Annotated in this window: 23 protein-coding genes and 2 pseudogenes; 14 read left to right on the top strand and 11 right to left on the bottom strand. The window is 60.6% G+C overall.

Going from position 1 to position 25,358, the window contains the following annotated elements:
• Positions 1-358: 358 nt before the first annotated feature.
• Together INT12_RS26030 and INT12_RS26025 are read right to left on the bottom strand one after the other, a co-directional pair.
• A complete protein-coding gene (locus INT12_RS26030) occupies positions 359-1,852 on the bottom strand; it encodes a CoA-acylating methylmalonate-semialdehyde dehydrogenase (RefSeq protein WP_017849625.1) in 1,494 nt (497 codons plus the stop codon).
• 39 nt (positions 1,853-1,891) lie between these two features.
• Positions 1,892-3,241, bottom strand: coding sequence for an aspartate aminotransferase family protein (locus INT12_RS26025; protein ID WP_193040546.1), 1,350 nt, complete (start codon positions 3,239-3,241; stop codon positions 1,892-1,894).
• A gap of 125 nt (positions 3,242-3,366) precedes the next feature.
• On the opposite strand from INT12_RS26025, the gene INT12_RS26020 reads away from it, so the two are divergent.
• The 6 genes from INT12_RS26020 (at position 3,367) to INT12_RS25995 (ending at position 9,382) form a co-directional block, all read left to right on the top strand.
• Positions 3,367-4,287, top strand: coding sequence for a LysR family transcriptional regulator (locus tag INT12_RS26020; protein WP_017849627.1), 921 nt, complete (start codon positions 3,367-3,369; stop codon positions 4,285-4,287).
• A gap of 88 nt (positions 4,288-4,375) precedes the next feature.
• Positions 4,376-5,767 carry a uracil-xanthine permease family protein gene (locus INT12_RS26015; RefSeq protein WP_017849628.1) on the top strand — a complete coding sequence of 464 codons (1,392 nt, stop codon included), beginning with the start codon at positions 4,376-4,378 and terminating at the stop codon, positions 5,765-5,767.
• An 87-nt stretch (positions 5,768-5,854) separates the two neighbouring features.
• Positions 5,855-6,514, top strand: a complete 660-nt coding sequence (locus INT12_RS26010; protein ID WP_017849629.1) for a TetR/AcrR family transcriptional regulator — start codon at positions 5,855-5,857, stop codon at positions 6,512-6,514.
• A gap of 12 nt (positions 6,515-6,526) precedes the next feature.
• Positions 6,527-7,108, top strand: coding sequence for an IMPACT family protein (locus INT12_RS26005; RefSeq protein ID WP_017849630.1), 582 nt, complete (start codon positions 6,527-6,529; stop codon positions 7,106-7,108).
• Between the two features lie 56 nt (positions 7,109-7,164).
• On the top strand, positions 7,165-7,851 hold the full coding sequence (locus INT12_RS26000; protein ID WP_017849631.1) for an SDR family oxidoreductase: 687 nt from the start codon (positions 7,165-7,167) through the stop codon (positions 7,849-7,851).
• Between the two features lie 172 nt (positions 7,852-8,023).
• Positions 8,024-9,382 carry an 8-oxoguanine deaminase gene (locus INT12_RS25995; RefSeq protein WP_017849632.1) on the top strand — a complete coding sequence of 453 codons (1,359 nt, stop codon included), beginning with the start codon at positions 8,024-8,026 and terminating at the stop codon, positions 9,380-9,382.
• An 89-nt stretch (positions 9,383-9,471) separates the two neighbouring features.
• On the opposite strand, the pseudogene INT12_RS25990 reads toward INT12_RS25995, so the two are convergent.
• The 3 genes and pseudogenes from INT12_RS25990 to INT12_RS25980 all read right to left on the bottom strand — a co-directional run.
• A pseudogene (locus INT12_RS25990) lies at positions 9,472-9,624 on the bottom strand (calcium:proton antiporter); the annotation flags it as partial.
• A gap of 444 nt (positions 9,625-10,068) precedes the next feature.
• The gene (locus INT12_RS25985) at positions 10,069-10,746 is read right to left on the bottom strand and encodes an HNH endonuclease (RefSeq protein ID WP_319017445.1); all 678 of its coding nucleotides are present in this window, start codon (positions 10,744-10,746) and stop codon (positions 10,069-10,071) included.
• A gap of 26 nt (positions 10,747-10,772) precedes the next feature.
• Entirely contained in the window at positions 10,773-12,143 is a 1,371-nt protein-coding gene (locus tag INT12_RS25980) for an AAA family ATPase (RefSeq protein WP_193040544.1), read from the bottom strand.
• A 522-nt stretch (positions 12,144-12,665) separates the two neighbouring features.
• On the opposite strand from INT12_RS25980, the pseudogene INT12_RS25975 reads away from it, so the two are divergent.
• A pseudogene (locus INT12_RS25975) lies at positions 12,666-13,148 on the top strand (amidohydrolase family protein); the annotation flags it as partial.
• A gap of 85 nt (positions 13,149-13,233) precedes the next feature.
• Here the strand turns inward: INT12_RS25975 and INT12_RS25970 are convergent.
• The gene (locus tag INT12_RS25970) at positions 13,234-14,322 is read right to left on the bottom strand and encodes a calcium:proton antiporter (protein ID WP_017849633.1); all 1,089 of its coding nucleotides are present in this window, start codon (positions 14,320-14,322) and stop codon (positions 13,234-13,236) included.
• Between the two features lie 192 nt (positions 14,323-14,514).
• Here INT12_RS25970 and INT12_RS25965 point away from each other — a divergent pair, with 192 nt between their 5' ends.
• Positions 14,515-15,468: an adenosine deaminase gene (locus tag INT12_RS25965; RefSeq protein WP_017849634.1), complete on the top strand. Its 954-nt coding sequence runs from the start codon at positions 14,515-14,517 to the stop codon at positions 15,466-15,468.
• A 64-nt stretch (positions 15,469-15,532) separates the two neighbouring features.
• Here the strand turns inward: INT12_RS25965 and INT12_RS25960 are convergent, their stop codons facing one another.
• The 3 genes from INT12_RS25960 to INT12_RS25950 form a co-directional block, all read right to left on the bottom strand.
• Positions 15,533-16,903: an MFS transporter gene (locus INT12_RS25960; RefSeq protein ID WP_046485746.1), complete on the bottom strand. Its 1,371-nt coding sequence runs from the start codon at positions 16,901-16,903 to the stop codon at positions 15,533-15,535.
• A gap of 105 nt (positions 16,904-17,008) precedes the next feature.
• The gene (locus tag INT12_RS25955; protein WP_017849636.1) at positions 17,009-17,704 is read right to left on the bottom strand and encodes an ArsR/SmtB family transcription factor; all 696 of its coding nucleotides are present in this window, start codon (positions 17,702-17,704) and stop codon (positions 17,009-17,011) included.
• Positions 17,705-17,841: 137 nt separating this feature from the next.
• Positions 17,842-18,768 (bottom strand): LysR family transcriptional regulator, encoded by a 927-nt coding sequence (locus tag INT12_RS25950; RefSeq protein ID WP_017849637.1) that lies wholly within the window; start codon positions 18,766-18,768, stop codon positions 17,842-17,844.
• Between the two features lie 118 nt (positions 18,769-18,886).
• On the opposite strand from INT12_RS25950, the gene INT12_RS25945 reads away from it, so the two are divergent.
• The 3 genes from INT12_RS25945 (at position 18,887) to INT12_RS25935 (ending at position 20,665) form a co-directional block, all read left to right on the top strand.
• Positions 18,887-19,180, top strand: coding sequence for a putative quinol monooxygenase (locus INT12_RS25945; protein WP_017849638.1), 294 nt, complete (start codon positions 18,887-18,889; stop codon positions 19,178-19,180).
• Between the two features lie 140 nt (positions 19,181-19,320).
• Positions 19,321-20,334, top strand: a complete 1,014-nt coding sequence (locus tag INT12_RS25940; RefSeq protein WP_193040543.1) for a zinc-binding alcohol dehydrogenase family protein — start codon at positions 19,321-19,323, stop codon at positions 20,332-20,334.
• A 145-nt stretch (positions 20,335-20,479) separates the two neighbouring features.
• Positions 20,480-20,665, top strand: a complete 186-nt coding sequence (locus tag INT12_RS25935; RefSeq protein ID WP_017849641.1) for a hypothetical protein — start codon at positions 20,480-20,482, stop codon at positions 20,663-20,665.
• A gap of 6 nt (positions 20,666-20,671) precedes the next feature.
• On the opposite strand, the gene INT12_RS25930 is transcribed toward INT12_RS25935, so the two are convergent.
• Both INT12_RS25930 and INT12_RS25925 read right to left on the bottom strand, forming a co-directional pair.
• Complete coding sequence (locus tag INT12_RS25930; RefSeq protein ID WP_046384836.1) at positions 20,672-21,865, bottom strand: multidrug effflux MFS transporter; 1,194 nt, start codon at positions 21,863-21,865, stop codon at positions 20,672-20,674.
• 83 nt (positions 21,866-21,948) lie between these two features.
• The gene (locus INT12_RS25925; protein ID WP_017849643.1) at positions 21,949-22,140 is read right to left on the bottom strand and encodes a heavy-metal-associated domain-containing protein; all 192 of its coding nucleotides are present in this window, start codon (positions 22,138-22,140) and stop codon (positions 21,949-21,951) included.
• A 147-nt stretch (positions 22,141-22,287) separates the two neighbouring features.
• Between INT12_RS25925 and INT12_RS25920 the strand changes: the two genes are divergently transcribed.
• The 3 genes from INT12_RS25920 to cueR all read left to right on the top strand — a co-directional run bounded on the left by INT12_RS25920 (position 22,288) and on the right by cueR (position 25,340).
• The gene (locus INT12_RS25920) at positions 22,288-22,668 is read left to right on the top strand and encodes a hypothetical protein (RefSeq protein WP_017849644.1); all 381 of its coding nucleotides are present in this window, start codon (positions 22,288-22,290) and stop codon (positions 22,666-22,668) included.
• 66 nt (positions 22,669-22,734) lie between these two features.
• Positions 22,735-24,936 carry a heavy metal translocating P-type ATPase gene (locus INT12_RS25915; RefSeq protein WP_046384838.1) on the top strand — a complete coding sequence of 734 codons (2,202 nt, stop codon included), beginning with the start codon at positions 22,735-22,737 and terminating at the stop codon, positions 24,934-24,936.
• A 2-nt stretch (positions 24,937-24,938) separates the two neighbouring features.
• Positions 24,939-25,340 (top strand): Cu(I)-responsive transcriptional regulator, encoded by a 402-nt coding sequence (cueR, locus tag INT12_RS25910; protein ID WP_026140370.1) that lies wholly within the window; start codon positions 24,939-24,941, stop codon positions 25,338-25,340.
• Positions 25,341-25,358: the final 18 nt, after the last annotated feature.

Genomic DNA, 25,358 nt, shown 5'->3' with positions numbered 1-25,358 from the left:
TCAACCACTTGCGCTTCCGATCTCTCGTTAGCGGGAGGCGAATTCTACAGCGTTACACGCTGCTGTCAACACCTCTTTTTCTCCGCTTTCGACCGAGAAGATCGAAACGTTAATAGAGCCAAACAACACCGCCCTACCAACTCCTTCCAGGCTTCGATGAACTGAAGCAGGTCGCTGTCGAATCTTGCGTAACTCTTTGTTTACCAAGGAGTTTTCCGTTTCGACTGCGCCGGAAGTGGGGCGAATTATAGACGTCCAGGATTTGCCGTCAACACCTTTCTTCACAATTCTGTCATATCGGTCAAAAAGGCCGCAAAAACGCGAAAGCCGGCCCCAAGGGGCCGGCTTTCAACGCGTCTTACAAGCTAGGGAAGGCAAACTGTGACGCTTCATGACTGGCCCGTTGCGGCCAGCGCTGGGTAATAGCCTTGCGCCGGGTATAGAAACGCACCCCATCCGGCCCGTAAGCATGCAAGTCGCCAAACAGCGAGCGCTTCCAGCCGCCAAAGCTGTGGTAGGCCACCGGCACCGGCAGTGGAACGTTCACGCCGACCATGCCCACTTCAATCTCGTCACAGAACAGACGCGCCGCTTCACCGTCACGGGTGAAGATGCATGTGCCGTTGCCATACTCGTGATCGTTGATCAGTTGCATCGCCGCTTCCAGGCTATTGACCCGCACCACGCACAACACCGGCCCGAAGATCTCTTCTTTATAGATACGCATCTGCGGCGTCACGCGGTCAAACAAACTGCCGCCGAGGAAGAACCCCTGCTCATGCCCGGCAACGCTCAAGCCACGACCATCGACCACCAGCTCAGCGCCCGCGGCCACACCGTCTTCTATATAACCGCTGACCTTATCCCGCGCCTGGCCGGTGACCAGCGGCCCCATATCCAGGCCGCACGAGGTGCCCGCGCCAATCTTCAGCGCCTTGACCTGCGGCACCAACTTGGCGATCAATGCATCCGCCACCTGGTCACCCACACACACCGCCACCGAGATCGCCATGCAACGCTCGCCGCAGGAACCGTAGGCCGCGCCCATCAAGGCACTGACCGCATTATCCAGATCGGCATCCGGCATCAGCACCGCATGGTTCTTCGCGCCGCCCAGCGCTTGCACGCGTTTGCCGCGCTTAGTCGCTTCGGCGTAGATGTACTCGGCAATCGGCGTCGAACCCACAAAGCTCAAGGCCTTGACCTCCGGCGCTTCGATCAGCGCATCCACCGCGCCCTTGTCGCCATGCACCACGCTCAGCACGCCCTTAGGCAGGCCGGCCTCCTGCAGCAATTGCGCGATCAGCAGCGTCGAACTCGGATCACGCTCCGACGGTTTGAGGATAAAGCAGTTGCCGCAGACGATCGCCAGCGGGTACATCCACAACGGCACCATCGCCGGGAAGTTGAACGGGGTAATCCCGGCCACTACGCCCAACGGCTGGAAATCCGACCAGGCATCGATGTTCGGCCCCACATTGCGGCTGTACTCGCCCTTGAGAATTTCCGGCGCCGAGCACGCGTACTCCACGTTCTCGATGCCACGTTTCAATTCCCCCGCCGCGTCTTCCAGGGTCTTGCCGTGCTCCTCGCTGATCAACTGCGAGATGCGCGCTTCGTTCTGCTCCAGCAACTGCTTGAAACGGTACATCACCTGGGCACGCCTGGCCGCCGGCGTATTACGCCAGGCCGGGAATGCGGCCTTGGCCGAGTCGATCGCGCGCTGGATGGTTTCGCGACTGGCCAGCGGCACCTGGTGAATCACCTGGCCGGTGGACGGGTTGTACACATCGGCAGTGCGACCGGATTCGCTGACCAATTGGCCGTCGATCAAATGCTGGATAAGGCTCATGCAGGGCTCCTGAAAAGTTGTTCTATATAGAAGGAGAAATCAGTCGATCTTGTTCAGCACTTCGCCGACGGCATCGAACAGGCGATCCAGGTCCTGCGGCTTGCTGTTGAAGGTTGGCCCGAACTGCAGGGTGTCGCCGCCAAAACGCACGTAGAAACCGGCTTTCCACAAGGCCATGCCAGCCTCGAACGGACGCACGATGGCATCACCGTCACGCGGGGCAATCTGGATCGCGCCGGCCAGGCCATAGTTGCGGATGTCGATCACGTTCTTGCTGCCCTTCAAACCATGCAGCGCATTCTCAAAGTGCGGAGCGACTTCGGCGACGCTCTGCACCAGGTTTTCCTTCTGCAGCAGGTCCAATGCCGCCAGGCCAGCCGCGCAGGCTACCGGGTGTGCCGAGTAGGTGTAGCCGTGGGGGAATTCCACCGCGTATTCCGGCGTCGCCTGGTTCATGAAGGTCTGATAGATCTCGCTGCTGGCAATCACCGCGCCCATCGGGATCGCACCGTTGGTGACTTGCTTGGCGATGCACATCAGGTCCGGAGTCACGCCGAAGCTGTCGGCGCCGAACATCGAGCCGGTACGGCCGAAACCGGTGATCACTTCGTCGAACACCAACAGGATGTTGTGCTGGTCGCAGATTTCACGCAGACGCTTGAGGTAACCCTGTGGCGGCACCAGCACGCCAGCGGAGCCGGCCATCGGCTCGACAAAAACGGCAGCGATGTTCGACGCGTCGTGCAACTCGATCAACTTGAGCAGTTCATCGGCCAGGGCAATACCGCCCTGCTCCGGCATGCCGCGCGAGAACGCATTGCTCGCCAGCAAGGTGTGAGGCAGATGGTCAACGTCCATCATCGCCTGACCAAACATCTTACGGTTGCCGTTGACGCCACCCAGGCTGGTGCCGGCGATGTTCACCCCGTGATAGCCACGGGCGCGGCCGATCATCTTGGTCTTGGTGGCCTGGCCCTTTAGGCGCCAGTACGCACGCACCATCTTCACCGCCGTATCGGCGCACTCGGAACCGGAGTCGGTGAAGAACACATGGTTGAGGTTGCCCGGGGTCAGGTCGGTGATTTTTTCCGCCAGTTGAAACGACAGCGGATGACCGTATTGGAAGCCCGGCGAGTAGTCCAGCGTGCCCAGTTGCTTGGCGACCGCTTCCTGGATTTCCTTGCGGGTGTGCCCGGCGCCGCAGGTCCACAGCCCCGACAACGAATCGTAGACCTTGCGGCCCTTGTCATCGGTCAACCAGCTGCCTTCGGCGGCCACGATCAGGCGCGGGTCACGCTGGAAGTTACGGTTGGCGGTGTAAGGCATCCAGTGAGCGTCCAACTTCAGTTGGCTGGCCAGGGACGAAGGGGCGTTTTCGGACATGTTCATCAGCAAAACCTCGCAAGGCAAAAAGCAGCGCCGGGATTGAAAAGCGTTCTTGCAGCTAAATTGCCACGGGGATAAAGTCTGTGAAATCCAACTCTTCTAACCTTCAGTCAGGCCCCGACTAAACTATGAGCATCCGTCGACCCGACCCCCTGGCCCAAGTCAGCGACTTCGATATTCGCCTGTTGCGCATCTTTCGCAGTGTGGTGGAGTGTGGCGGCTTCTCGGCGGCGGAGACCGTGCTCGGCATCGGCCGCTCGGCCATCAGCCAGCAAATGAGCGATCTGGAGCAACGCCTGGGATTGCGCCTGTGCCAGCGCGGGCGTGCCGGATTCTCGCTGACCGAGGAAGGCCGCGAGGTCTATCAATCGGCACTGCAACTCTTGAGTGCCCTGGAAAGCTTTCGCACCGAGGTCAACGGCCTGCACCAGCATTTGCGCGGCGAACTGATCATCGGCCTCACCGACAACCTCGTCACCCTGCCCCACATGCGTATCACCCATGCCCTGGCGCAATTGAAGGAACGCGGCCCGGACGTGCAGATCCAGATCCGCATGATTGCCCCCAATGAAGTGGAACAAGGCGTGCTCGACGGCCGCCTGCATGTCGGCGTGGTGCCCCAGGCCAGCGCGCTGTCCGGCCTGGAATACCAGGCGCTGTACAGCGAACGCTCGCTGCTCTACTGCGCCGTCGGCCACCCGCTGTTCTATGCCGACGACAAGCAGTTGGAGGATGGACGCATCGACGACCAGGATGCGATCGCCCCCACCTTCCGCCTGCCCGCCGAGATCCAGGCCCACTACCAGGCCCTCAACTGCACCGCCAGCGCTTCGGACCGCGAAGGCATGGCGTTCCTGATCCTCACCGGCCGCTACATCGGCTACCTGCCCGATCACTACGCCAGCCTGTGGGTGCAACAAGGCCGACTACGCGCGCTGAAACCGGCTACACGTTTTTACGATTTAAGCCTGGCATCGGTCACGCGCAAGGGGCGGCGCCCTCATTTGGTGCTGGAAAGTTTCCTCGACAGCCTGGCGGCAACCCGCTAATTCGGGCCTCGCACAAAAAGCTGAGCAAGTGGACAGCTTTTTGCAAGAGCACAAGGACCTAGAACCGTCCGACTCGAGTTTGCCCGCCATGCCACCAGAAACGTCCAGCCCCAGCGACCTGATCTACGGCCTCAACGACCGCCCAAAACCCCTGCCCGCCCTACTGGCCGCCCTGCAACATGTATTGGCCGCCTTCGTCGGCATCATCACGCCGCCGCTGATCATCGGCTCGACCCTGGGCCTGGCGGCTCACCTGCCGTACCTGATCAGCATGGCGCTGATGGTGTCCGGTGTCGGCACTTTCATCCAGGCGCGTAGGCCGTTTGGCATCGGCGCCGGCATGATCTGCCTGCAGGGCACCAGCTTTGCGTTTCTCGGCGCCGTGCTGTCGGCGGGCTTCCTGGTCAAGCAACGCGGCGGCAGCCCGGAAGACATCCTGGCGATGATCTTCGGCGTGTGCTTTTTCGGCGCCGCCGTACAAATCGTGCTGAGCCGTTTTATCGGGCAACTGCGCCGGGTGATCACGCCGCTGGTCACCGGCATCGTGATTACCCTGATCGGCATCAGCCTGATCAAAGTGGGTATCACCGACCTCGGCGGCGGGTTCAATGCCGCCGATTTCGGCGCGCCCATCAACCTGGCACTGGGCCTGTTCGTGGTGTTGACGATCATCCTGCTCAACCGCTCGAACACACCCTGGGTACGCCTCTCGGCGATCATCATCGGCCTGGCCCTCGGCAGCCTCGCGGCCTGGTTCAGCGGCAAACTGGTGCCCCAGGCCCTGCCCGACCTGCCGTTGATCAGCCTGCCGATGCCGTTTCGTTATGGTTTCAACTTCGACTGGAGCGCCTTCCTACCCATCGCGCTGATTTATCTGATCAGCAGCATCGAAACCGTGGGTGACCTCACCGCCAACTGCATGATCGCCCGCCAGCCCATCAGCGGCCCGTCTTATATAAACCGGCTCAAGGGCGGCGTACTCGGCGACGGGGTGAGCTGCATGATCGCCGCCACCTTCAGCGCGTTCCCCAACACCACGTTCGCCCAGAACAATGGCGTGATCCAACTCACCGGCGTGGCCAGCCGCTATGTCGGCCTGTACATCGGCGTGGTGCTGTTTTGCCTCGGCTTGTTTCCATCGATCGGCGCGGTGCTGCAGCAAATCCCCAAACCGGTATTGGGCGGCGCGACCCTGGTGATGTTCGGCAGCGTGGCGGCGGCCGGCGTGCGTATTCTCGCCCAGGCGCCGCTGGACCGACGCAGCATGCTGATCATCGCCACCTCGTTCGGCGTCGGCCTGGGCATTGCCGCCCAACCGAACCTGCTGCACTTGATGCCGACGCTGGTGCAAAACCTGTTCGACTCGGCCATCACCAGCGGCGGGCTGACCGCCATCGCATTGTGCCTATTACTGCCGGAAGCCAAAGCGAGCCCCGCAGCAAACAGCGCGCCACATGGCGATACGCTGGAACCGCTTTGAGGGTTTTATTGCATCAGGACTTGTCTGAGGCTTGAGGGTGGGTTATCTGTGCATACATCGTCTCTATCGATCAGCACGGAAACCTCCATGAGCCTCGAAGTTCCTGCCCACAGCACCCACGCCGGGAAGCCCGCCAGCCGCATTCGGCAAAAGAACGAGCAAGCGATTCTTCAAGCGGCCGAAGACGAGTTCGCGCGTCACGGCTACAAGGGCACCAGCATGAACACCATCGCTGCCAGCGCCGGGTTGCCGAAGGCCAACTTGCACTACTACTTCACCAACAAGATGGGCCTGTACGTCGCGGTGCTCAGCAATATCCTCGAACTGTGGGACAGCACCTTCAACGCGCTGACCGCCGAGGACGACCCGGCCGTGGCCCTCACCCGCTACATCCGCACCAAGATGGAGTTTTCCCGACGACAGCCCCAGGCCTCGCGGATCTTCGCCATGGAGATCATCAGCGGCGGCGAATGCCTTACCGAATACTTCGGCCAGGACTACCGCGCCTGGTTCAGTGGCCGGGCGGCCGTGTTCCAGGCCTGGATCGATGCTGGCAAGATGGACCCCATCGACCCCGTCCACCTGATCTTCCTGCTGTGGGGCAGCACCCAGCACTATGCCGACTTCGCCAGCCAGATCTGCCGCGTCACCGGGCGCACCAAGTTGACCAAACAAGATATGGAAGACGCCGGCACCAACCTGATCCACATCATTCTCAAAGGCTGTGGCATCAAGCCCGCCCTCTAGACGACACCGCCTATGCCTTTCACCCTCACCGGCCTTTGCGAATTCCGCGAAGAAATTCGCAAAAGCCGCTTCATCACCCTGGCCGCACCGATCACCAGCGCGCAAGAAGCCCAAGCGTTCATCGAGCAGCACAGCGACCTGAACGCCACGCACAATTGCTGGGCCTGGAAACTCGCCGACCAGTACCGCAGCAACGACGACGGCGAACCTGGCGGCACCGCCGGGCGACCGATCCTCGCCGCCATCGAGGCCCAGGGCTTCGATCAGGTGGTGGTGCTGGTGATTCGCTGGTACGGCGGCATCCAACTGGGCACCGGCGGGCTGGCGCGGGCGTATGGCGGCGGCGCGAACAAATGCCTGCAAACCGCCGAGCGCATCGAGCTGATCAGCCGCGTGCCGTTGAGCTGCGACTGCGGGTTTTCCGAACTGAACCTGGTCAAGTTGCGGGTCGCCGAACTCGGCGGGCTGGTGCTGGAGGAACACTTCACCGCCAATGGCGTGGAGCTGCAACTGGCCCTGGGCGAAGCACACATCGACACCCTGCAAAACCAGCTTGCCGACCTGAGCCGGGGGCGTATCCTGCTGCAACGTTGAAACTGCTAATGTTGTTCGCTGAACGCTCTGAACCGCGACGTCAAAGGAAGCTCTGCATGTCTACGCCAAAAACCGCACTGATCATCGGCGCCTCACGCGGGCTGGGCCTTGGCCTGGTCAAGCAATTGCTCAAGGATGGCTGGGACGTGACCGCCACCGTGCGTGACCCGAACAAGGCCGACGCCCTGAAAGCCGTGGGCCCGGTACAGATCGAGAAACTCGACATGGACGATCAGCAAGCCGTGATCGCCCTGAGCCAGCGCCTCAAGGAACGCACATTCGACCTGCTGTTCGTCAACGCCGGCGTCAAGGGCCCGGCGAACCAGGAACCTGGCCACGCCACCCTGGCGGAAGTCGGCCAGTTGTTCTTCACCAACGCCGTGGCGCCGATCAACCTGGCCCAGCGCTTTGTCGGGCAGATCCGCAAAGATTCCGGCGTGCTGGCGTTCATGAGTTCAGTCCTGGGCAGCGTGACCATCCCCGACGGTTCCGAGCTGGCGCTCTACAAGGCAAGCAAGGCCGCCCTAAACTCGATGACCAACAGCTTCATCACCCAACTCGGCGAGCAAAAAATGACCGTGCTTTCCCTGCATCCGGGTTGGGTGAAGACCGACATGGGCGGCGAAAACGCACACATCGACGTCGAGACCAGCGTGCGCGGCCTGCTCGATCAGGTGAATGCCTACACCGGCAAAGGCGGCCACCACTTCGTGGACTACCGGGGCCATACCATTCCCTGGTAAGCCGCCATCAAAGGTGGGAACACGCTTCTCGAGAGCAGCGCGTTCCTACCGGTAGACCCGATCTAGAACTACACGTAATCTAGCCTCCTCGCCTTCACCGGCGACCCTGGATCAGCAGACAGGGCAACACTGAGCTGGCAAACCTGAACCCATCATTCAGAGGAGCCGGCCCATGCCTGCGACCCGTATCTGGTTAAAAAACCCCCTCGCGATTTTCACTGCCAATGGCCTCGATGCCCGTGGCGGCCTGGTGCTGCAAGATGGTGTCATCAGCGAACTGCTGGGCATCGGGCAAGCGCCTGCACAGCCCTGTACGCAGGTGTTCGACGCCCGCGAACATGTGGTCTTGCCGGGGCTGATCAATACCCATCATCACTTCTACCAGACCCTGACTCGCGCCTGGGCGCCGGTGGTCAATCAGCCGTTGTTCCCGTGGCTGAAGACCCTGTACCCGGTGTGGGCGCGGCTGACCCCGGAAAAACTCGCCCTGGCCAGTAAAGTCGCGCTGGCGGAATTGCTGCTCTCAGGCTGCACCACGGCGGCAGACCACCACTACCTCTTCCCGGACGGCCTGGAACATGCCATCGACGTGCAAGTCGACGTGGTGCGCGAACTGGGCATGCGCGCCATGCTCACTCGCGGCTCCATGAGCCTGGGCGAAGCCGACGGTGGCTTGCCGCCGCAGCAAACCGTGCAACAGGGCGCGGTGATTCTGGACGATAGCCAGCGCCTGATCCGCCAGTACCACGAACGCGGCGACGGCGCGCAGATCCAGATCGCCCTGGCGCCCTGCTCGCCGTTTTCCGTCACCCCGCAAATCATGCAAGCCAGCGCCGAACTGGCCGCGAGCCTCGATGTGCGCCTGCACACGCACCTGGCGGAAACCCTCGACGAGGAAGATTTCTGCCTGCAACGCTTCGGCCTGCGCACCGTGGACTACCTCGACAGCGTCGGTTGGCTCGGCCCGCGCACCTGGCTGGCCCATGGCATTCACTTCAACCCGGATGAAATCGCCCGCCTGGGCGCCGCCGGCACCGGGATCTGCCATTGCCCAAGCTCAAACATGCGCCTGGCCTCCGGCATCTGCCCGACCCTGGACCTGCTCGCCGCCGGAGCCCCGATCGGCCTGGGCGTGGACGGTTCGGCCTCCAACGATGCGTCGAACATGATCCTCGAAGCCCGTCAGGCGCTGTACATCCAGCGCCTGCGTTATGGCGCGGAAAAAATCACCCCGCAAGGCGTGCTGGGCTGGGCGACCAAAGGCTCGGCGCAGTTGCTCGGTCGTTCGGATATCGGTGAGTTAGCCGTAGGAAAGCAGGCCGATCTGGCGCTGTTCAAGCTCGACGAACTGCGCTTCTCCGGCAGTCACGATCCGATTTCGGCGTTGCTGTTGTGCGGCGCCGACCGGGCCGACCGGGTGATGATCGGCGGGCAATGGCGGGTGATCGACGGCCAGGTCGAGGGCCTCGACCTCAAAGGCTTGATTGCCGATCACAGCCAGGCCGCCCGTAACCTGATCAATCCCTTGTAGGAGCGAGCTCGCTCGCGAAAAACGTCAACGCTAACGCAGGTGTTCTGATTCACACGGCGCTCTCAGATTGTTCGCGAGCAAGCTCACGCCTACACCCCTAACAGCGACAACATGATAAAGGTCGCAAACAACACAAAGTGGGTCATCCCTTCGATGGCGTTGGTTTCGCCATCGTTGAGGTTGATCGCACTGACGATCAGCGTGATCAACACCATCACGCTTTGCACCGGCGTCATCGCCAGTCTCGACCCGGTGCTGGTAGCGGTAGAACTGGTGCTTGAACCGGGAAGTCTGAGCGCCGATCACATCTTAAATGCTCCTCTGGCTCGAGTACCGCGCCAAGTAGCTATTAAAGACTTCACCGCAAATTTGACCAAATACTGTCAGTGTAGACTTGATCGAATATCATCTTCCAATTAACGAAGATCAAGGCCGATCGCCCTGCAAATTAAGGCGCTATCGCCCAAGACGATGTCCTGCCAATCGCCCCTATTTGATCGAATGTAGTCAGCCATTGCGTCAACATCCAATTGCTCCGGAAAATCCGTTATAGATACCAACTTACTGAGCGCGTGTACCGCCCCCATTTCCTCAAGGCCAGTAGCTCCAGAGGCGATGATAACTTTCGAGTGTACTTCTCAGGCGACCGCGCCAATCAGACTCCACGGATCATAAAGTAAATGATGTCAACACTGACCACCATTCCGTGCAATGGCCACGTAACCGCTTTCCACATGAAAACAATCTACTGCAGTACCAGGGAAGGCCGCTATAAGACGTTTAAGCATGTCATGGTCATCCTCGAACACAACCATCCACATGCTCCAGTAGCCTTTTGCTTGAGCAGTCTCGACAATCTGTTCACGCAATTCCACGAAGTCCACTTTCTCAAGACGCCGCCTTGCGTGGTTGGCAATATCCCAGGCTTCACGTCGATTTGACCACCTTCTATCGGAGGCAGATGATGTGTCTGGCGTTCGATCCAGACCCACCAGTTTTATGAGTTTCAACGCCTTATCAGACTGTATATTTTCCGCTGCTGACACGACCCCACCTTCGGCGTATTTGATAGCCCGAAACGTGTTGTCCCGATCCGGCCAAACATAATCGGCCAACACGATTTCATCATCACCTTTTGTAGAATTGCAGTTCGTACAGGCGAGTAAAAAGTTCTCCCAGTCCAGTTCTCGGTCAACCATTACAGCAGCAGCACCTTCTGGCTTTTTCGGGCGAACGTGTTCAATCGCCAAAGAGGCGTCAAGTTGCATCTCACAATACGAGCAATACTCTCCCAAGCGACCAATCATCTCTCGCCGAGCATTTGGATAAGCTGTGAAAATGATGTCTTTGTTTTCATCATCCACTGGCCTAGGGCCTCGTATCACGGGTCTCATTCGTCAGCCTCCGAAGAGTCTACGGGTTTGGCGGTGGATCTTTCATTGGAACTGGATCGCCCGAGACCAGCAGCGACTCGTTCCATTTCCAAAAATGCATGGTAGGCCACATTATCACTAAATGGAGCAGTTAACTCATCTAGCCTGGTCTTCAAGCCCTCTTTTTGTTGTTCATCTGCGTCGTCTGCCCCCTGCAATACATTGTAATATTCCTTCGCAGCATCAAACATTTCCTGATAACGCTCGCTGCGCTGAGGAACTGCAACGTGCATCACTCCTTCAACGATATCCTCAATTGCACGGTTACTGAATTTTTCTTCCGGTGCAGGCATAGCTACATCCAAAGGGGCCAAGAAAACAGAGTCCGCACTAACTTTCCTATCAAGGTCGATAACCTCACCAACTTGAAGGGATTGCAATATGAACGGGGAGTGACTAGTCGCAATAAATTGCATTTCTGGAAATGCTTTTTTCAGATCATCAACAAATCGGCGCTGCCATTTTGGATGCAAATGCAGGTCTAGCTCATCAATCAGAACCACACCACTAGTTTTCTTAGCTGCATCAGCTCCGTAATGTGGATTTAGTCTTGCAGCCCTGTGTGCAATATCCGCCACCATAGCAATTACATTACGATAACCATCACTAAGAAAATTGAATGGCATCAACCCTTCTTTCTCAAGCCTTATAAAAATCTCATCATACGAAATGTCGAAATAGAAGTCACACGCACCAGGAGAACAGGTCATTACTGCTTCTTTAACTGCCGTCAGACCAGGAACTTCCTTCTTCTTCTGAAGCTCAACATAGGATAGCTTCCTGAACCATTTCGAAAATGCTTTTTGATCAGACTTTGGATCAAGACAAAAGCGGTAAGCGTCTAATTGAGAATTCGGCTTTTCTGTTTCCTTATCATGATGTATTGCCCACAGGCGGCCTGCACCATAGTAAAGAAGCAACGGCAAGTCTGGACTACCACCTTCTTTAATTGCGCGCCTGTCTCTGCTGCCTATATCGACTAGCTTTTTAGCCCTCTTTCCTCTGTCACCAAGTTCCCGTACCCATTCCACAGGTTTGTCATGGACGACTGCCAGAACCTCAAGAAAAACGTCAGACTCAGGTTCGCTAAAAACTTGCTCAGCTTTTTCTTGATAAACTCGCCTAGCGTCATCTTTACTTATCGTTCCACCTGCGGACTGAAGCATTGAACCCTGAAAATATGTATTCAACATAATCGCTAAGGCGTCAAGGATCGTCGTTTTACCAGCTCCGTTATTACCGATCAGGACGGTAAACTTCTCGTGAAAATTAAATCTAGCCGATTCATATTTTCTAAAATTATTAAGCAGTAGCGCTTGTATTCGCATCAATACTTTCCTTTGGCTTCATGCTTTGAATATATTTACATTTCATTGTACAACAATATCGTTTCCACTACCCCATCACATAGGCTGTTGATACGTGCAGTGCTTAGCGCCAGATCTTGTCCCAACGAGAGCAGAAACGAAAGGACTTGAGACACTCCGGAATGGGTTTACACCTGAAGGCTTCACCCTTGGGACGAAATACGGCGGAGGCAACATCAGGTAGGTGAACGATAAATGACGCCCATTTGACAGGCACGTGCTCCGGCGGCAGGGCATAAATTTCTGGCGTAGGAGAAAGGACAAAACAAGAACACTTCCTATCATAAGCTACCTTTAGAAGTTTCTTGAAGAATGAGCATGAGCATGAGCATGAGCATGAGCATGAGCATGAGCATGAGCATGAGCATGAGCATGAGCATGAGCATGAGCATGAGCATGTCAAAGTCTAAGGGCTTTGACACCAAGATGGTGTTTGTCTAGAAAATCACCGCCGAGTAGATGGTGTCGCGCACCAGCGTCGATTGCCCAAGCTCGAACATGCGCCTGGCCTCCGGCATCTGCCCGACCCTGGACCTGCTCGCCGCCGGCGCCCCGATCGGCCTGGGCGTGGACGGTTCGGCCTCCAACGATGCGTCGAACATGATCCTCGAAGCCCGTCAGGCGCTGTACATCCAGCGCCTGCGTTATGGCGCGGAAAAAATCACCCCGCAAGGCGTGCTGGGCTGGGCGACCAAAGGCTCGGCGCAGTTGCTCGGTCGTTCGGATATCGGTGAGTTAGCCGTAGGAAAGCAGGCCGATCTGGCGCTGTTCAAGCTCGACGAACTGCGCTTCTCCGGCAGTCACGATCCGATTTCGGCGTTGCTGTTGTGCGGCGCCGACCGGGCCGACCGGGTGATGATCGGCGGGCAATGGCGGGTGATCGACGGCCAGGTCGAGGGCCTCGACCTCAAAGGCTTGATTGCCGATCACAGCCAGGCCGCCCGTAACCTGATCAACCCTTTGTAGGAGCGAGCTCGCGAAAAACGTCAACGCTAACGCAGGTGTTCTGATTCACACGGCGCTCTCAGATTGTTCGCGAGCAAGCTCACGCCTACACCCCTAACAGCGACAACATGATAAAGGTCGCAAACAACACAAAGTGGGTCATCCCTTCGATGGCGTTGGTTTCGCCATCGTTGAGGTTGATCGCACTGACGATCAGCGTGATCAACACCATCACGCTTTGCACCGGCGTCATCGCCATCTGGAACGGCTGGCCGGAGTAGAGCGCCATCGCTTCCATCACCGGCACCGTCAGGATCACCGTCGACAACGATGCGCCCAGTGCAATGTTCACCACCGACTGCATGCGGTTGGCCAGGGCGGCGCGCAAGGCGGTCAGAATCTCCGGTGCCGCCGAGATGGCCGCGACCACAATCGCCGTCATCACCGGCGGAGCGCCCGTGCCTTCCAGGCCCAGGTCGAGGGTCTTGGACATCACCTCGGCCAGCGCGCCAATCACAACCACCCCGAACACCAGCGTACCGATGGCATATGCCAGGTTCACCGGCGGCGCCTGTTCTTCCGGCAACGTCTTGCGGCGTTTTTCCGGGTAGCTGTAGCTGAAAAAATAACTGTGCGGGCCCACCTGCATGCGCAGGAACAGGGTGTAGAGCACCACCATCGCGCCGATGGTGAAGGCCGAGTAAATTTTCCAGTCCGCTTCGGGGATGAATTCCGGCACCACCATCGACACGCCCATGGCGGTGAGGATCATCACGCTGTAGGTGCGCGCCGAATCGTCATTGTAGGACTGTTCGCCGTGCTTGATGCCCCCCATCAGCGCGGCCAGGCCGAGGATGCCGTTGATATCGAGCATCACCGCCGAGTAGATGGTGTCGCGCACCAGGGTCGGCGACGGTTCGTTGCTCATCATGATCGCCAGGATCACCACTTCCACCAGCACGGCGGCCAGGGTCAGGATCATGGTGCCGTAGGGGTCGCCGACCTTTTCCGCCAACTGCTCGGCATGGTGAGCGACGCGCATCGACGCCACCACGATAAAGCCGATCAGCGCCAGGCCGGCCAGCAGCGCGACCATTTGCCCGTTATGGAGCATCCAGTGCTCCAGCGGGTACGCGGCGACGGCGGCGATCAGCGCCAGCAGCATGAATTTTTCTTGCTTGAGAGAGGTGAGCATTGCGGGCCTTTTGTGCGGCAAATCAGTCATTGACGGGGTACAGACTGCAGTACATCGCTAACGTTTCGTTACATCTTAGTTCGCAGCGCCCCTGCGCGAATAGATCCAATACTCTCCTCTTGGTCAGGTTTTGCCGATTATTTCAGTCATGGCCTGTAGAATGCCGCCATTGCACCCGATGAGATTTTAGACATGTACGATTGGCTCAACGCCCTGCCCAAGGCTGAACTGCACCTGCACCTGGAAGGCTCACTGGAGCCTGAGCTGCTGTTCGCCCTGGCCGAGCGCAACAAGATTGCGCTGCCATGGAACGACGTCGACACCCTGCGCAAGGCCTACGCCTTCAACAACCTGCAAGAGTTTCTCGACCTGTATTACCAGGGCGCCGATGTATTGCGCACCTCCCAGGATTTCTACGACCTGACCTGGGCCTACCTGCTGCGCTGCAAAGCGCAGAACGTGATCCACACCGAACCCTTCTTCGACCCGCAAACCCACACCGACCGTGGCGTGCCGTTCGAAGTGGTGCTCAACGGCATCGCCGCCGCGCTCAAAGATGGCGAGCAGCAACTGGGCATCACCAGCGGCTTGATCCTCAGCTTCCTGCGCCACTTGAGCGAAGCCGAAGCCGAGAAAACCCTCGACCAGGCGCTGCCGTTTCGCGATGCGTTCGTGGCCGTGGGCCTGGACAGTTCGGAAATGGGCCACCCGCCGAGCAAGTTCCAGCGCGTGTTCGACCGTGCCCGCAATGAAGGCTTCTTCACCGTGGCCCACGCCGGCGAAGAAGGCCCGCCCGAGTACATCTGGGAAGCCCTCGACCTGCTGAAAGTCCAGCGTATCGACCATGGCGTGCGCGCCATCGAAGACGAGCGCCTGATGCAACGGATCATCGACGAACAGATCCCGCTGACCGTGTGCCCGCTGTCCAACACCAAGCTGCGCGTGTTCGACGACATGGCCCAGCACAACATCCTCGACATGCTCGAGCGTGGGGTGAAGGTGACGGTGAACTCGGACGACCCGGCGTACTTCGGCGGCTACGTCACCGAGAACTTCCATGCGCTGTACACCGCCCTGGGCATGACCCAGGACCAGGCCAAACGCCTGGCGCAAAACAGCCTGGATGCGCGGCTGGTGAAGCCCTGACGGCGTAAACCGCGACTGACAATGTGGGCGCCAGCGCGCTCCCACATTCGTTGTGGATTGCCGGTTAGATCTCGCTCAACTCTTCCAGGGTCTTGCCCTTCGTCTCCATCCCAAACACCCACACCACCAGCGCCGCCACCGCAAAGCACAATGCGCCCAGGGCAAACACCCCGCCCTGCCCGGTAATCGGGAACACCAGCCCGGTCACCAACGGCCCGAGCAACGACCCGACCCGCCCGATCGCCGAAGCGAACCCGGCCCCCGTCGCCCGCGCCGAGGTGGGGTACAACTCCGGCGTGTAGGTGTACAGCACCGCCCACATGCCAAACAGAAAGAACTGCATCAACAACCCCGAGGCGATCAGCAGGCCGACATTGCCGCCGAACACCGCGCTTTGCCCATACAGAAACGCCATCACCCCGCCGCCGAGCAAGGTCACCACGCACACCGGCTTGCGCCCCCAACGCTCCACCAGCCAGGCCGCCATCAGGAAGCCGGGAATCCCGCCCAGGGAAATGATCACCGTGTAATACACCGACTGGGTCACCGCAAACCCCGACTGCTGCAGCAAGGCACTCAACCAGGAGGTGAGCCCATAAAAGCCGAGCAAGGCGAAGAACCACACACTCCAGATCATCATCGTGCGCTGGCGATACTGCGCCGACCATAATTGCTGGAACGCCGAGAAGAAGTTGCCCGGCACACTCTCCACCCGCGGCAGGCGAATCGGCTGCGGCAACTCGGCGCGGCCCAGGGAGTCGCGCACTTTCGCCTCGATCCCCAGCAACACCTTATCCGCCGCCGCATGCCGCCCGGCCTGCTCCAGCCAACGCGGCGACTCCGGGATAAAAAAACGGATCGCCAACACAAACACCGCCGGCACCGCCAGCACCAGGAAGATGTCGCGCCAGCCGATCAGCGGCAGCAAAAAGTACGACAGCACCCCCGCAGCCACAAAACCCAACGGCCAGAAGCCATCCATCAACGCGATATAGCGCCCGCGCCCCTTGGCCGGAATCAGCTCCGAGAGCATCGACTGCGCGATCGGAAACTCCATGCCCATGCCAATGCCGAGCAGGATGCGAAACAGCGTCAGCGTCTCCACCGTCTGCGCCGTGGAACATAAGTAGCTGGCGATCCCCCACAACACGATGCTCCACTGGAACACCGGCTTGCGCCCGAAGCGATCGGCGAGCATCCCGGACAACGACGCGCCCACCACCATGCCGAAAAAACTCGAACTGGCCAGCAAGCCAGCCTGGGCCGTGCTCAGGCCGAACTCGGCTTTGATCGAGCCGAGCAGGAAAGTCATCATCGCCAGATCCATGGAGTCGAAGAAAAACGCCAGGGCGATGATGATAAAAATGACTCGGTGGTAACCGCTGATGGGCAACCGTTCCAGCCGTTCTGCCGCGCTATAGCCGTGCGTACCCATGCCCCATCCCCTGTGTGAATAATCCCCTCTGGGAGTGTGGGCCATGGTTTTTCCGGGTTATTGCTGGGTGCGACCTGATCGCAACTCTGAACGACGTCATCCGGGTCAGAGCGCGTCGGGCACGGCCAACCGGGTGATTTCCGCCAACCCGGTGTCGCTGACGAGCAAGGCGCGGGACTCGTTGACCGCACGGATCCAGTTCGACTGCAAAAACAGTTGCAATAGCCCGGCTCCCAGCGCGCCGCCCAGGTGCGGTTGCTGCTGGCTCCAATCGAAACAGTCGCACACCAGCGGCAAGGCCAGCGCCTGGGTGAAAATGCCCAGGCCGGCCAGGTGCTGCGCGCCTTTGACCGTGACTTGGGTGCGGAGCTCGTGGCGCTCGATCCAGCCGGCCGCGATCATCCGCTGATACAGTTGCGCCGCCAGTTCGCCGCCGAGGTGCCCATGGCATAACCGCGCATGGCGCAGCGGGGCCGGCGCCGCCAGGGTCAGCGGTGAAGCCTGCGGTGAGCTGCGCGCCGCACTGGCCATGGTGGTGCTGGCCAAGGCATCGATGGCGGTGCTGACATCCGCCGCCGCCACACGAAACAACCGCTTGCCGCGACGCGCTTCGACACGCAGCAAACCGCCGCCGGTAAGCCGCGCCAGATGGGCATTCGCCGAGGCCGGCGACAACCCCGTGAGCGTCGCCAGTTCCTGGGAAGACTTGGCCGAGCCGTCCATCAAGGCCCAGAGCATGGCGGTGCGTTTTGGCTCGGCGAGCAAGCTGGCAATCTGACTGATGCAAGGTGCCTGTTCCATGTGTTCACTCCTTGTTAAATCATTTCTCTGCTGTGGTTGGCGCCAAAGTATAGGTGCGCAAGCAGCCAGTTCCCCGGCGTCTGACAGCGCGGATAGGGACGGGATCTGAGTGAAATTTCCGGCTTTAGTGGAGGCTATTACGCACTGGTGAATTGTTCCGACCACTGCGCGGTCAATGTCGCACAACGGGACACGAGCATTTCCCGCAGCAGGTTGATGGGCTTACTCAACTGCGCGCGATGCGCGCATAACAGGTTGAGCGGCGTCCGCTCGCCGCGCAGCTCAGGCAGAATCACGCGCAAGCGTCCGGCGCGGACGTCGCTGCTCACATCCAACCAGGACTTGTAGGCGATGCCCACCCCGGCGACAGCCCATCGCCGTACCACGTCAGCATCGTCACTGAAGCGGTCGCCGCCGACAGTCAGGCTGACTTCGCGTTTGCCGTCATGAAACGTCCAGTGGTCATGCACGCGAGTGCCGAGCATATACAGCAGGCAATTGTGCTGGGCCAGTTGCTCCAGATGCCGCGGTTCGCCGTGGCGCTCGAGATAACTGGGCGCCGCGCACAGCACGCGCACGTTATCCGGCGCGACGGGCAGCGCGACCAGGCTGGAATCCTCCGGTTCGCCATAGCGCAGGGCGATATCCACCGGCTGGCGGAACAGGTCGGCAATGCGGTCGCCCAGCAACAGGCGCACCGTCAGTTGCGGATAGTCACGCTGGAACTCGTCGAGCCAGGGCAACAGCTGGTTGCGACCAAAATCCGAGGGTGCCGACAGTTGCAGCACACCGCTGACATGGTCCTGGCCACTGGCCAATAACCGCCGCCCTTCGTCCAGCGAGCTCAGTGCGGCACGCGCATATCCGAGAAAGCCGTCCCCTTCAGCGGTGAGGCGCAGGCTGCGAGTGGAGCGCGCCAGCAAGCGCGTGCCCAGTTGCTGTTCGATACGCTTCAACGCCGCGCTGGCCACCGCCGGCGACAGGTCCATGACCCGCGCCGCGGCCGACAGACTGCCCAGGTCCGCTGCGCGCACGAACAACTGCAAATCATCAAAGCGCAGCATCCAATTCCACCCATTATCAAAATATTGTTGAAACAGACTGCTGTTTTAGCCGCTTTTATCTGCATCGGAAATAGCCAATCATCTGCCCATCCCGTACAGCCCGTGTCAGGAGTCGAATATGTCCGCTGCCTTTAACGTCATCGCCACGCTGATCGCCAAACCTGGCCAACAACACACCCTCGAGTCGCTGCTGCGCGGCCTGCTGGAACCGACCCGCCAGGAAGCCGGTTGCGAACAGTACGACCTGCACCAGGACCTGCAACATCCCGAGACGTTCTACATGCTCGAACGCTGGCGCGACGACGCGGCCCTGGCCGACCACGACCAGAGCGCACACATCCAGAGTTTCCGCGCCAAGGCCGCCGACGTACTCGCGCACTTCGAACTCAAGCGCCTGAAATTTCTTGCCTGATCACCGCCCTTTTTTGTAGGAGCGAGCTTGCTCGCGAAAATCGTAAACGATGACGCCGCGCTTTTGATTCAGCGCGGCCCCTGTGAGTTTTTCGCGAGCAAGCTCGCTCCTACAGTCAACTCCCTACTTCTGGAGCCCACATGAAAGCCATTGCCTACTACGCCTCACTGCCGATCAACGATCCGAAATCCCTGCAAGACATCGAGCTGCCGGAACCGGTCGCCGGCCCGCGCGACCTGCTGGTGGAAGTCAAAGCCATCTCGGTCAACCCGGTGGACACCAAGGTCCGCCAGAACGTCGCCCCGGAAAACGGCGCCGCCAAGGTGCTCGGCTGGGACGTGGCCGGTGTGGTCAAGGCCGTCGGCAGTGAAGTGACGCTGTTCAAGGCCGGTGACAACGTGTTCTACGCCGGCTCCCTGGTACGCCCGGGCGGCAACAGCGAACTGCACACCGTAGACGAGCGCATCGTCGGCCATATGCCCAAGAGCCTGGGTTTTGCCGACGCGGCCGCCTTGCCGCTGACCGCCATCACCGCCTGGGAACTGTTGTTCGAACGCCTGCAAGTGCGCGAGGGTAAAAAGGACGAAGGCCAGAGCCTGCTGATCGTCGGCGCTGCCGGCGGCGTGGGGTCGATCCTGACCCAATTGGCCAGCCAGCTCACCGCACTGAAGGTCATCGGCACCGCGTCGCGCCCAGAAACCCAGGCCTGGGCCAAGGCCCTTGGCGCCGACCTGGTGATCGACCATAGCCAGCCGCTGAGCGACGCCCTGAAACACGCGGGTGTGGCCCACGTGACCCACGTCGCCAGCCTGACCCAGACCGACCACCATTTGGATCAACTGGTCGAAGCCTTGCAGCCCCAGGGCAAGCTGGCGCTGATCGACGATCCGAAGGCCCTTGACGTGAGCAAACTCAAGCGCAAGAGCCTGTCGCTGCATTGGGAGTTCATGTACACCCGCTCGATGTTCGAGACGCCGGACATGATCGAGCAACACAACCTGCTCAATCGCGTCGCCGAGCTGATCGATGCCGGCACCCTGAAAACTACCGTGGGCGAGCACTTCGGCGTGATCAACGCCGAGAACCTACGCCGCGCTCACGCGCTGCTCGAGAGCGGCAAGGCCAAGGGTAAGATCGTGCTGGAAGGGTTCTAAAAGAGGTCTGTCAGTGTCGTCCGTCATTCGTGTAAGTGATGGACGACACCACTAGTCAGGGAATTGACCTTTGTCATCATTGTGAACGTATTCGGGTTTATATTGGCGGCCTTTGCCACGATTCTTTTACGTGAGGAAGTCAGCAATGAAGATCCTGATAAAAGCGTTAGCAAAATCCCCGGGCAATAAATGGCAGGTCCGTCTCGACGGCGAAGCCATCACCTTCCGCAGTGAGGCCGAAGCCCGCGCCTTCGCCGAGACCCTGCAAGCGCGCATCCAGGCGCCCCACCGTTTCCCACTCGACCAGCAACGCTCCGCTGCCGCTGGCTGACGTCTTTCAGACCTGCGCCTGTAGGGCACGTGCCCGTTGCAGGCGCTGGGTCGACAGTGCAATCGTCACCGCCAAGACCCCGCACAAGCTGATGACCATCGCCATCGGCATCGCCGTGCCGTCGTGCAACACGCCCACCAACGAAGCCGCCCCCGCCGCCACGCCGAACTGAATGCAACCGAGCATTGCCGAGGCGCTACCGGCTCGCGCGCCCTGCCCGCTCATGGCGCAGGCCGAGGTGTTGGGCAAAATGCAGCCCAGGCTGGCGATGCAGATAAACAGCGGCAGCAGCAACGGCCACAACGCTTCGGTGCGCAAGGCCGCGACGCCGAGCAGCGCCAACGCCGCCAGCATGTAGAGCCACACCGTGCGCGACAGCAAGAACGCCGGCCCGCGCTTGGCGAGCAAGCGCGCATTGACTTGGGCCATCAGGATAAAGCCGGCGGCGTTGGAGCCGAATACCCAGCCGAAATGCTCGGCGGGCACGCCATAGAGTTTGATGAATACGAAGGGTGAACCGGCAATGTAGGCAAACATCCCGGCAATCGAAATGCCCCCGGTCAGGGCGTAACCGAGGTAGACCCGGTCCGACAACAGGTCGATATAGCGGCGCAGCGACCCGGACAACGGTTGCCGAGGCTGATGGGCCGGAAAGGTTTCCGGCAAACCGACTGCCACCGCAATCGCGGCCATCACGCTGAACACCGTCAGGGCCAGGAAGATCGACTGCCAGCCCCACACCCCGACCATCAGCCCGCCCGCCAATGGCGCAAGGATCGGCGCCAGGCCGGTCACCAGCATCAGTTGCGAATACACCTTGGCCGAGGTCACTACATCACACTTGTCGCTGACCACCGCGCGGGAAATCACCATGCCCGCGCAACCGCCGAGGGCCTGCACGAAGCGTGCGCCGATCAGCCATTCCAAAGACGGCGCGTAGGCGCAGGCGAAGGAGGCCAGCGTAAACAACGTGACCCCGCTGAGCAGCGGCACACGACGACCAAAGCGGTCCGCCAGCGGGCCGTAGATCAATTGGCCGATGGCCAGGCCGCCGAAATACACCGCCAAGGTCAGCTGGATATGTTTTTCATCGGTGGCGAACGCCGTCGCCATCGCCGGGAAACCCGGCAGGTAAAAGTCGATCGCCAGCGGCGCGAAGGCGCTCAAGGCGCCCAAAATCAGGAGTATGCGCAGGTTCATCAGGCACCCAAGTATGTTGGCAGCCCGACAGTCTAGCCGCGCTTGGGTGCGTTGAACATTACGATAGCTCGCTAACTATTAAATCAGGCGACGCTGTAGCCTTCTTCACGGATCAAGCCGGCGATCACGTCGCGGCTCAACTGGCTTTGCACGCTGACTTGCTTGGCCGCGAGGTCGACTTTCACTTCGGCTGCCGGGTCCTGATTCTGCACCGCCTGGGTCACTGCCCGGACGCAATGGCCGCAGGTCATTCCTTCAACGTTGAATACTTGCATGACATGACTCCTTTAATGAGGGTGGACGCAGTATCGACCTTGCCACGATGGCAAGGTCAAGCGGCAAAAATAGCCGCCGGGCTGGTATTCAGTGACGCAGTCGGCCAAGCTTCACCCATCTTTGATGTGAACCACGGAGCATTCGCCATGCGCTGGTCGTTTTTTGGCCTTGTCGGCCTGATGAGTTTGTCTGCCGCTGCGCCCATGGCCAGCGCCGCCGAAGACTATGCAGTGCTGATCATTTCCCGCGAACGCCTGGAAGTACCGACCAACTGCGAGATCGGCCTGTACATCCAGGACCAGTTGGCCGGGCGCCTGTTCCAGGAACAGTCCACCGCGTTCAACCTGCCGGCCGGCAATGTGTCGCTGCGCCTGAAGCTGCTGCCGGGCCAAGCGCCGGGTTGCCTACCGGGCCTGCTGGCGCCAGCCGCGCAGAACATCACGCTGAAGGTCGGTGACGTGCGCAAATTACGCATCGCACAAGGCCCGGAAGGCATGTACCTCAAACCTGCGACATTGGGATACTAAAGACGCTTGACCTTCCCCACAGGTCAAGGTTGATCCTAGGGGCAACTTCTTCAGGAGGACTGCCCCATGAATGGAACCACCACGTTTGACCTGCCCATCGGCGGCATGACCTGCGCCAGCTGCGCCGGGCGTGTCGAGCGCGCGCTGGGCAAGGTGCCGGGGGTGCAACGTGTCAGCGTGAACCTGGCCAACGAGCGCGCCCATATCGAGGTGCTCGGCCAGATGGACCCCGCCGTGCTGATCGCCGCCGTCGACAAGGCCGGCTACAGCGCGTCGCTGCCCCAAAGCGAAACCAAGACCGATGCCGATCAAGCCCAGCGCCTGCACCACGAGCGTTGGGCGCTGCTGCTGGCGATTGTGCTCGCGTTGCCGCTGGTGCTGCCGATGCTGGCACAGCCCTTCGGCCTGCACTGGATGCTGCCGGCCTGGGTACAGTTCGCCCTGGCCACGCCGGTGCAGTTCATCTTCGGTGCGCGCTTTTACATCGCCGCGTGGAAAGCCGTGCGCGCCGGTGCTGGCAATATGGACTTACTGGTCGCGATCGGCACCAGCGCCGGTTACGGTCTGAGCCTGTACGAATGGCTCACCGCGCCCGTCGGCAGCATGCCGCACCTGTATTTCGAAGCCTCGGCGGTGGTGATCGCCCTGGTGCTGCTCGGCAAATACCTGGAAAGCCGCGCCAAACGCCAGACCGCCAGCGCCATCCGGGCCCTGGAAGCCTTGCGCCCGGAGCGCGCGATTCGGGTGGTTGACGGCCGCGAAGAAGACGTCGCGATCAACGCGCTCAAGCTCGGCGACCACGTGCTGGTCAAACCCGGCGAGCGCTTCCCGGTGGACGGGGAAGTGGTGGACGGCCAAAGCCATGCCGACGAAGCGCTGATCAGCGGCGAAAGCCTGCCAGTGCCGAAACAACCGGGTGACAAGGTCACCGGTGGCGCGATCAACGGCGAAGGGCGCTTGCTGGTCCGCACCGTGGCCCTCGGCGCGGAAAGCGTGCTGGCGCGCATCATCCGCCTGGTGGAAGACGCCCAGGCGGCCAAGGCACCGATCCAGAAACTGGTGGATAAAGTCAGCCAGGTGTTCGTGCCGACGGTGCTGGTGCTGGCGTTGCTCACGCTGCTCGGCTGGTGGCTGTACGGCGCTTCGCTGGAGACTGCGATCATCAATGCGGTCGCCGTGCTGGTGATCGCCTGCCCGTGCGCCCTGGGCCTGGCCACACCGACCGCGATCATGGCCGGCACTGGCGTAGCGGCGCGTCACGGTATCCTGATCAAGGATGCCGAAGCGCTGGAGCGCGCCCACGCCGTCAGCGCGGTGGTATTCGACAAAACCGGCACGCTCACTTCCGGCACGCCGAAGATCGCCCACTTGGCGGCAGTCGACGGCAACGAACCGCTGCTGCTGCAACAGGCCGGCGCCTTGCAACGCGGCAGCGAACACCCGCTGGCCAAGGCGGTGCTGGATGCCTGCCGCGAACAGGGGCTGAACGTGGCCGATGTGAGCGCCAGCCAGTCCCTGACCGGGCGCGGCATTGCCGGCACCCTCGACGGTCGGCCGCTGGCCCTGGGCAACCGCCGTCTGCTGGAAGACAACGGGCTGGACGCGGGCGCACTGAACGCTTCGGCCAAGGCCTGGGAAGCCGAGGGCCGCACCTTGTCCTGGCTGATCGAGCAAGGCGCGCAACCGCGGGTACTCGGGCTGTTCGCTTTCGGCGACACTCTCAAGCCCGGCGCGCTGGAAGCCGTGGCCCAACTCAAGGCGCGGCACATCAGCAGCCATTTGCTCACCGGCGATAATCGCGGCAGTGCGCGGGTAGTCGCCCAGGCGCTGGGCATCGACGATGTCCACGCCGAAGTGCTCCCGGCCGACAAAGCCGCCACCGTCGCCGAACTGAAAAAAACCGGCGTGGTGGCGATGGTCGGCGACGGCATCAACGACGCCCCGGCCCTGGCCGCCGCCGACATCGGCATCGCCATGGGCGGCGGCACCGACGTGGCCATGCACGCTGCCGGTATCACCCTGATGCGCGGCGATCCACGCCTGGTGCCGGCCGCGCTGGAGATCAGCCGCAAGACCTACGCGAAGATCCGCCAGAACCTGTTCTGGGCCTTTGTGTATAACTTGATCGGTATTCCCCTGGCGGCATTCGGCCTGCTCAACCCGGTGTTGGCCGGCGCGGCGATGGCCTTGTCCAGCGTCAGCGTGGTGAGCAATGCGCTGTTGTTGAAAACCTGGAAACCCAAGGATCTGGAGGACCCACATCCATGAGCATGAACATCGGCCAGGCGGCGCGTTCAAGCGGTTTGAGCGCCAAGATGATTCGCTACTACGAATCCATCGGCCTGCTCAAAGCCGCCCATCGCACCGAGAGCGGCTATCGCGTGTACGGTGCCGACGATTTGCACACCCTGGCGTTCATCAAGCGCTCGCGGGACCTGGGGTTTTCATTGGAAGAAGTCGGCAAGCTGCTGACGTTGTGGCAGGACCGGCAACGGGCCAGCGCCGATGTGAAGGCCTTGGCGCGCCAGCATATCGAGGAGCTGAACCAAAAGATTCTGGAGCTGGGGCAGTTGCGCGATACGTTGCAGGACCTGGTGGAACACTGCCACGGCGATCATCGGCCGGACTGTCCGATTCTCAAGGAATTGGCGTCGGGTGGTTGCTGCGCCTGAAGGGGTAAGGGGTGTACA

Origin of the sequence: Pseudomonas sp. K8 (assembly GCF_014889455.1) — a bacterium.
GTDB classification, from domain to species: Bacteria; Pseudomonadota; Gammaproteobacteria; order Pseudomonadales; family Pseudomonadaceae; genus Aquipseudomonas; species Aquipseudomonas veronii.
The sequence above is the reverse complement of the archived record's forward strand: the minus strand, read 5'-3'. Positions and strand labels throughout refer to the sequence as shown.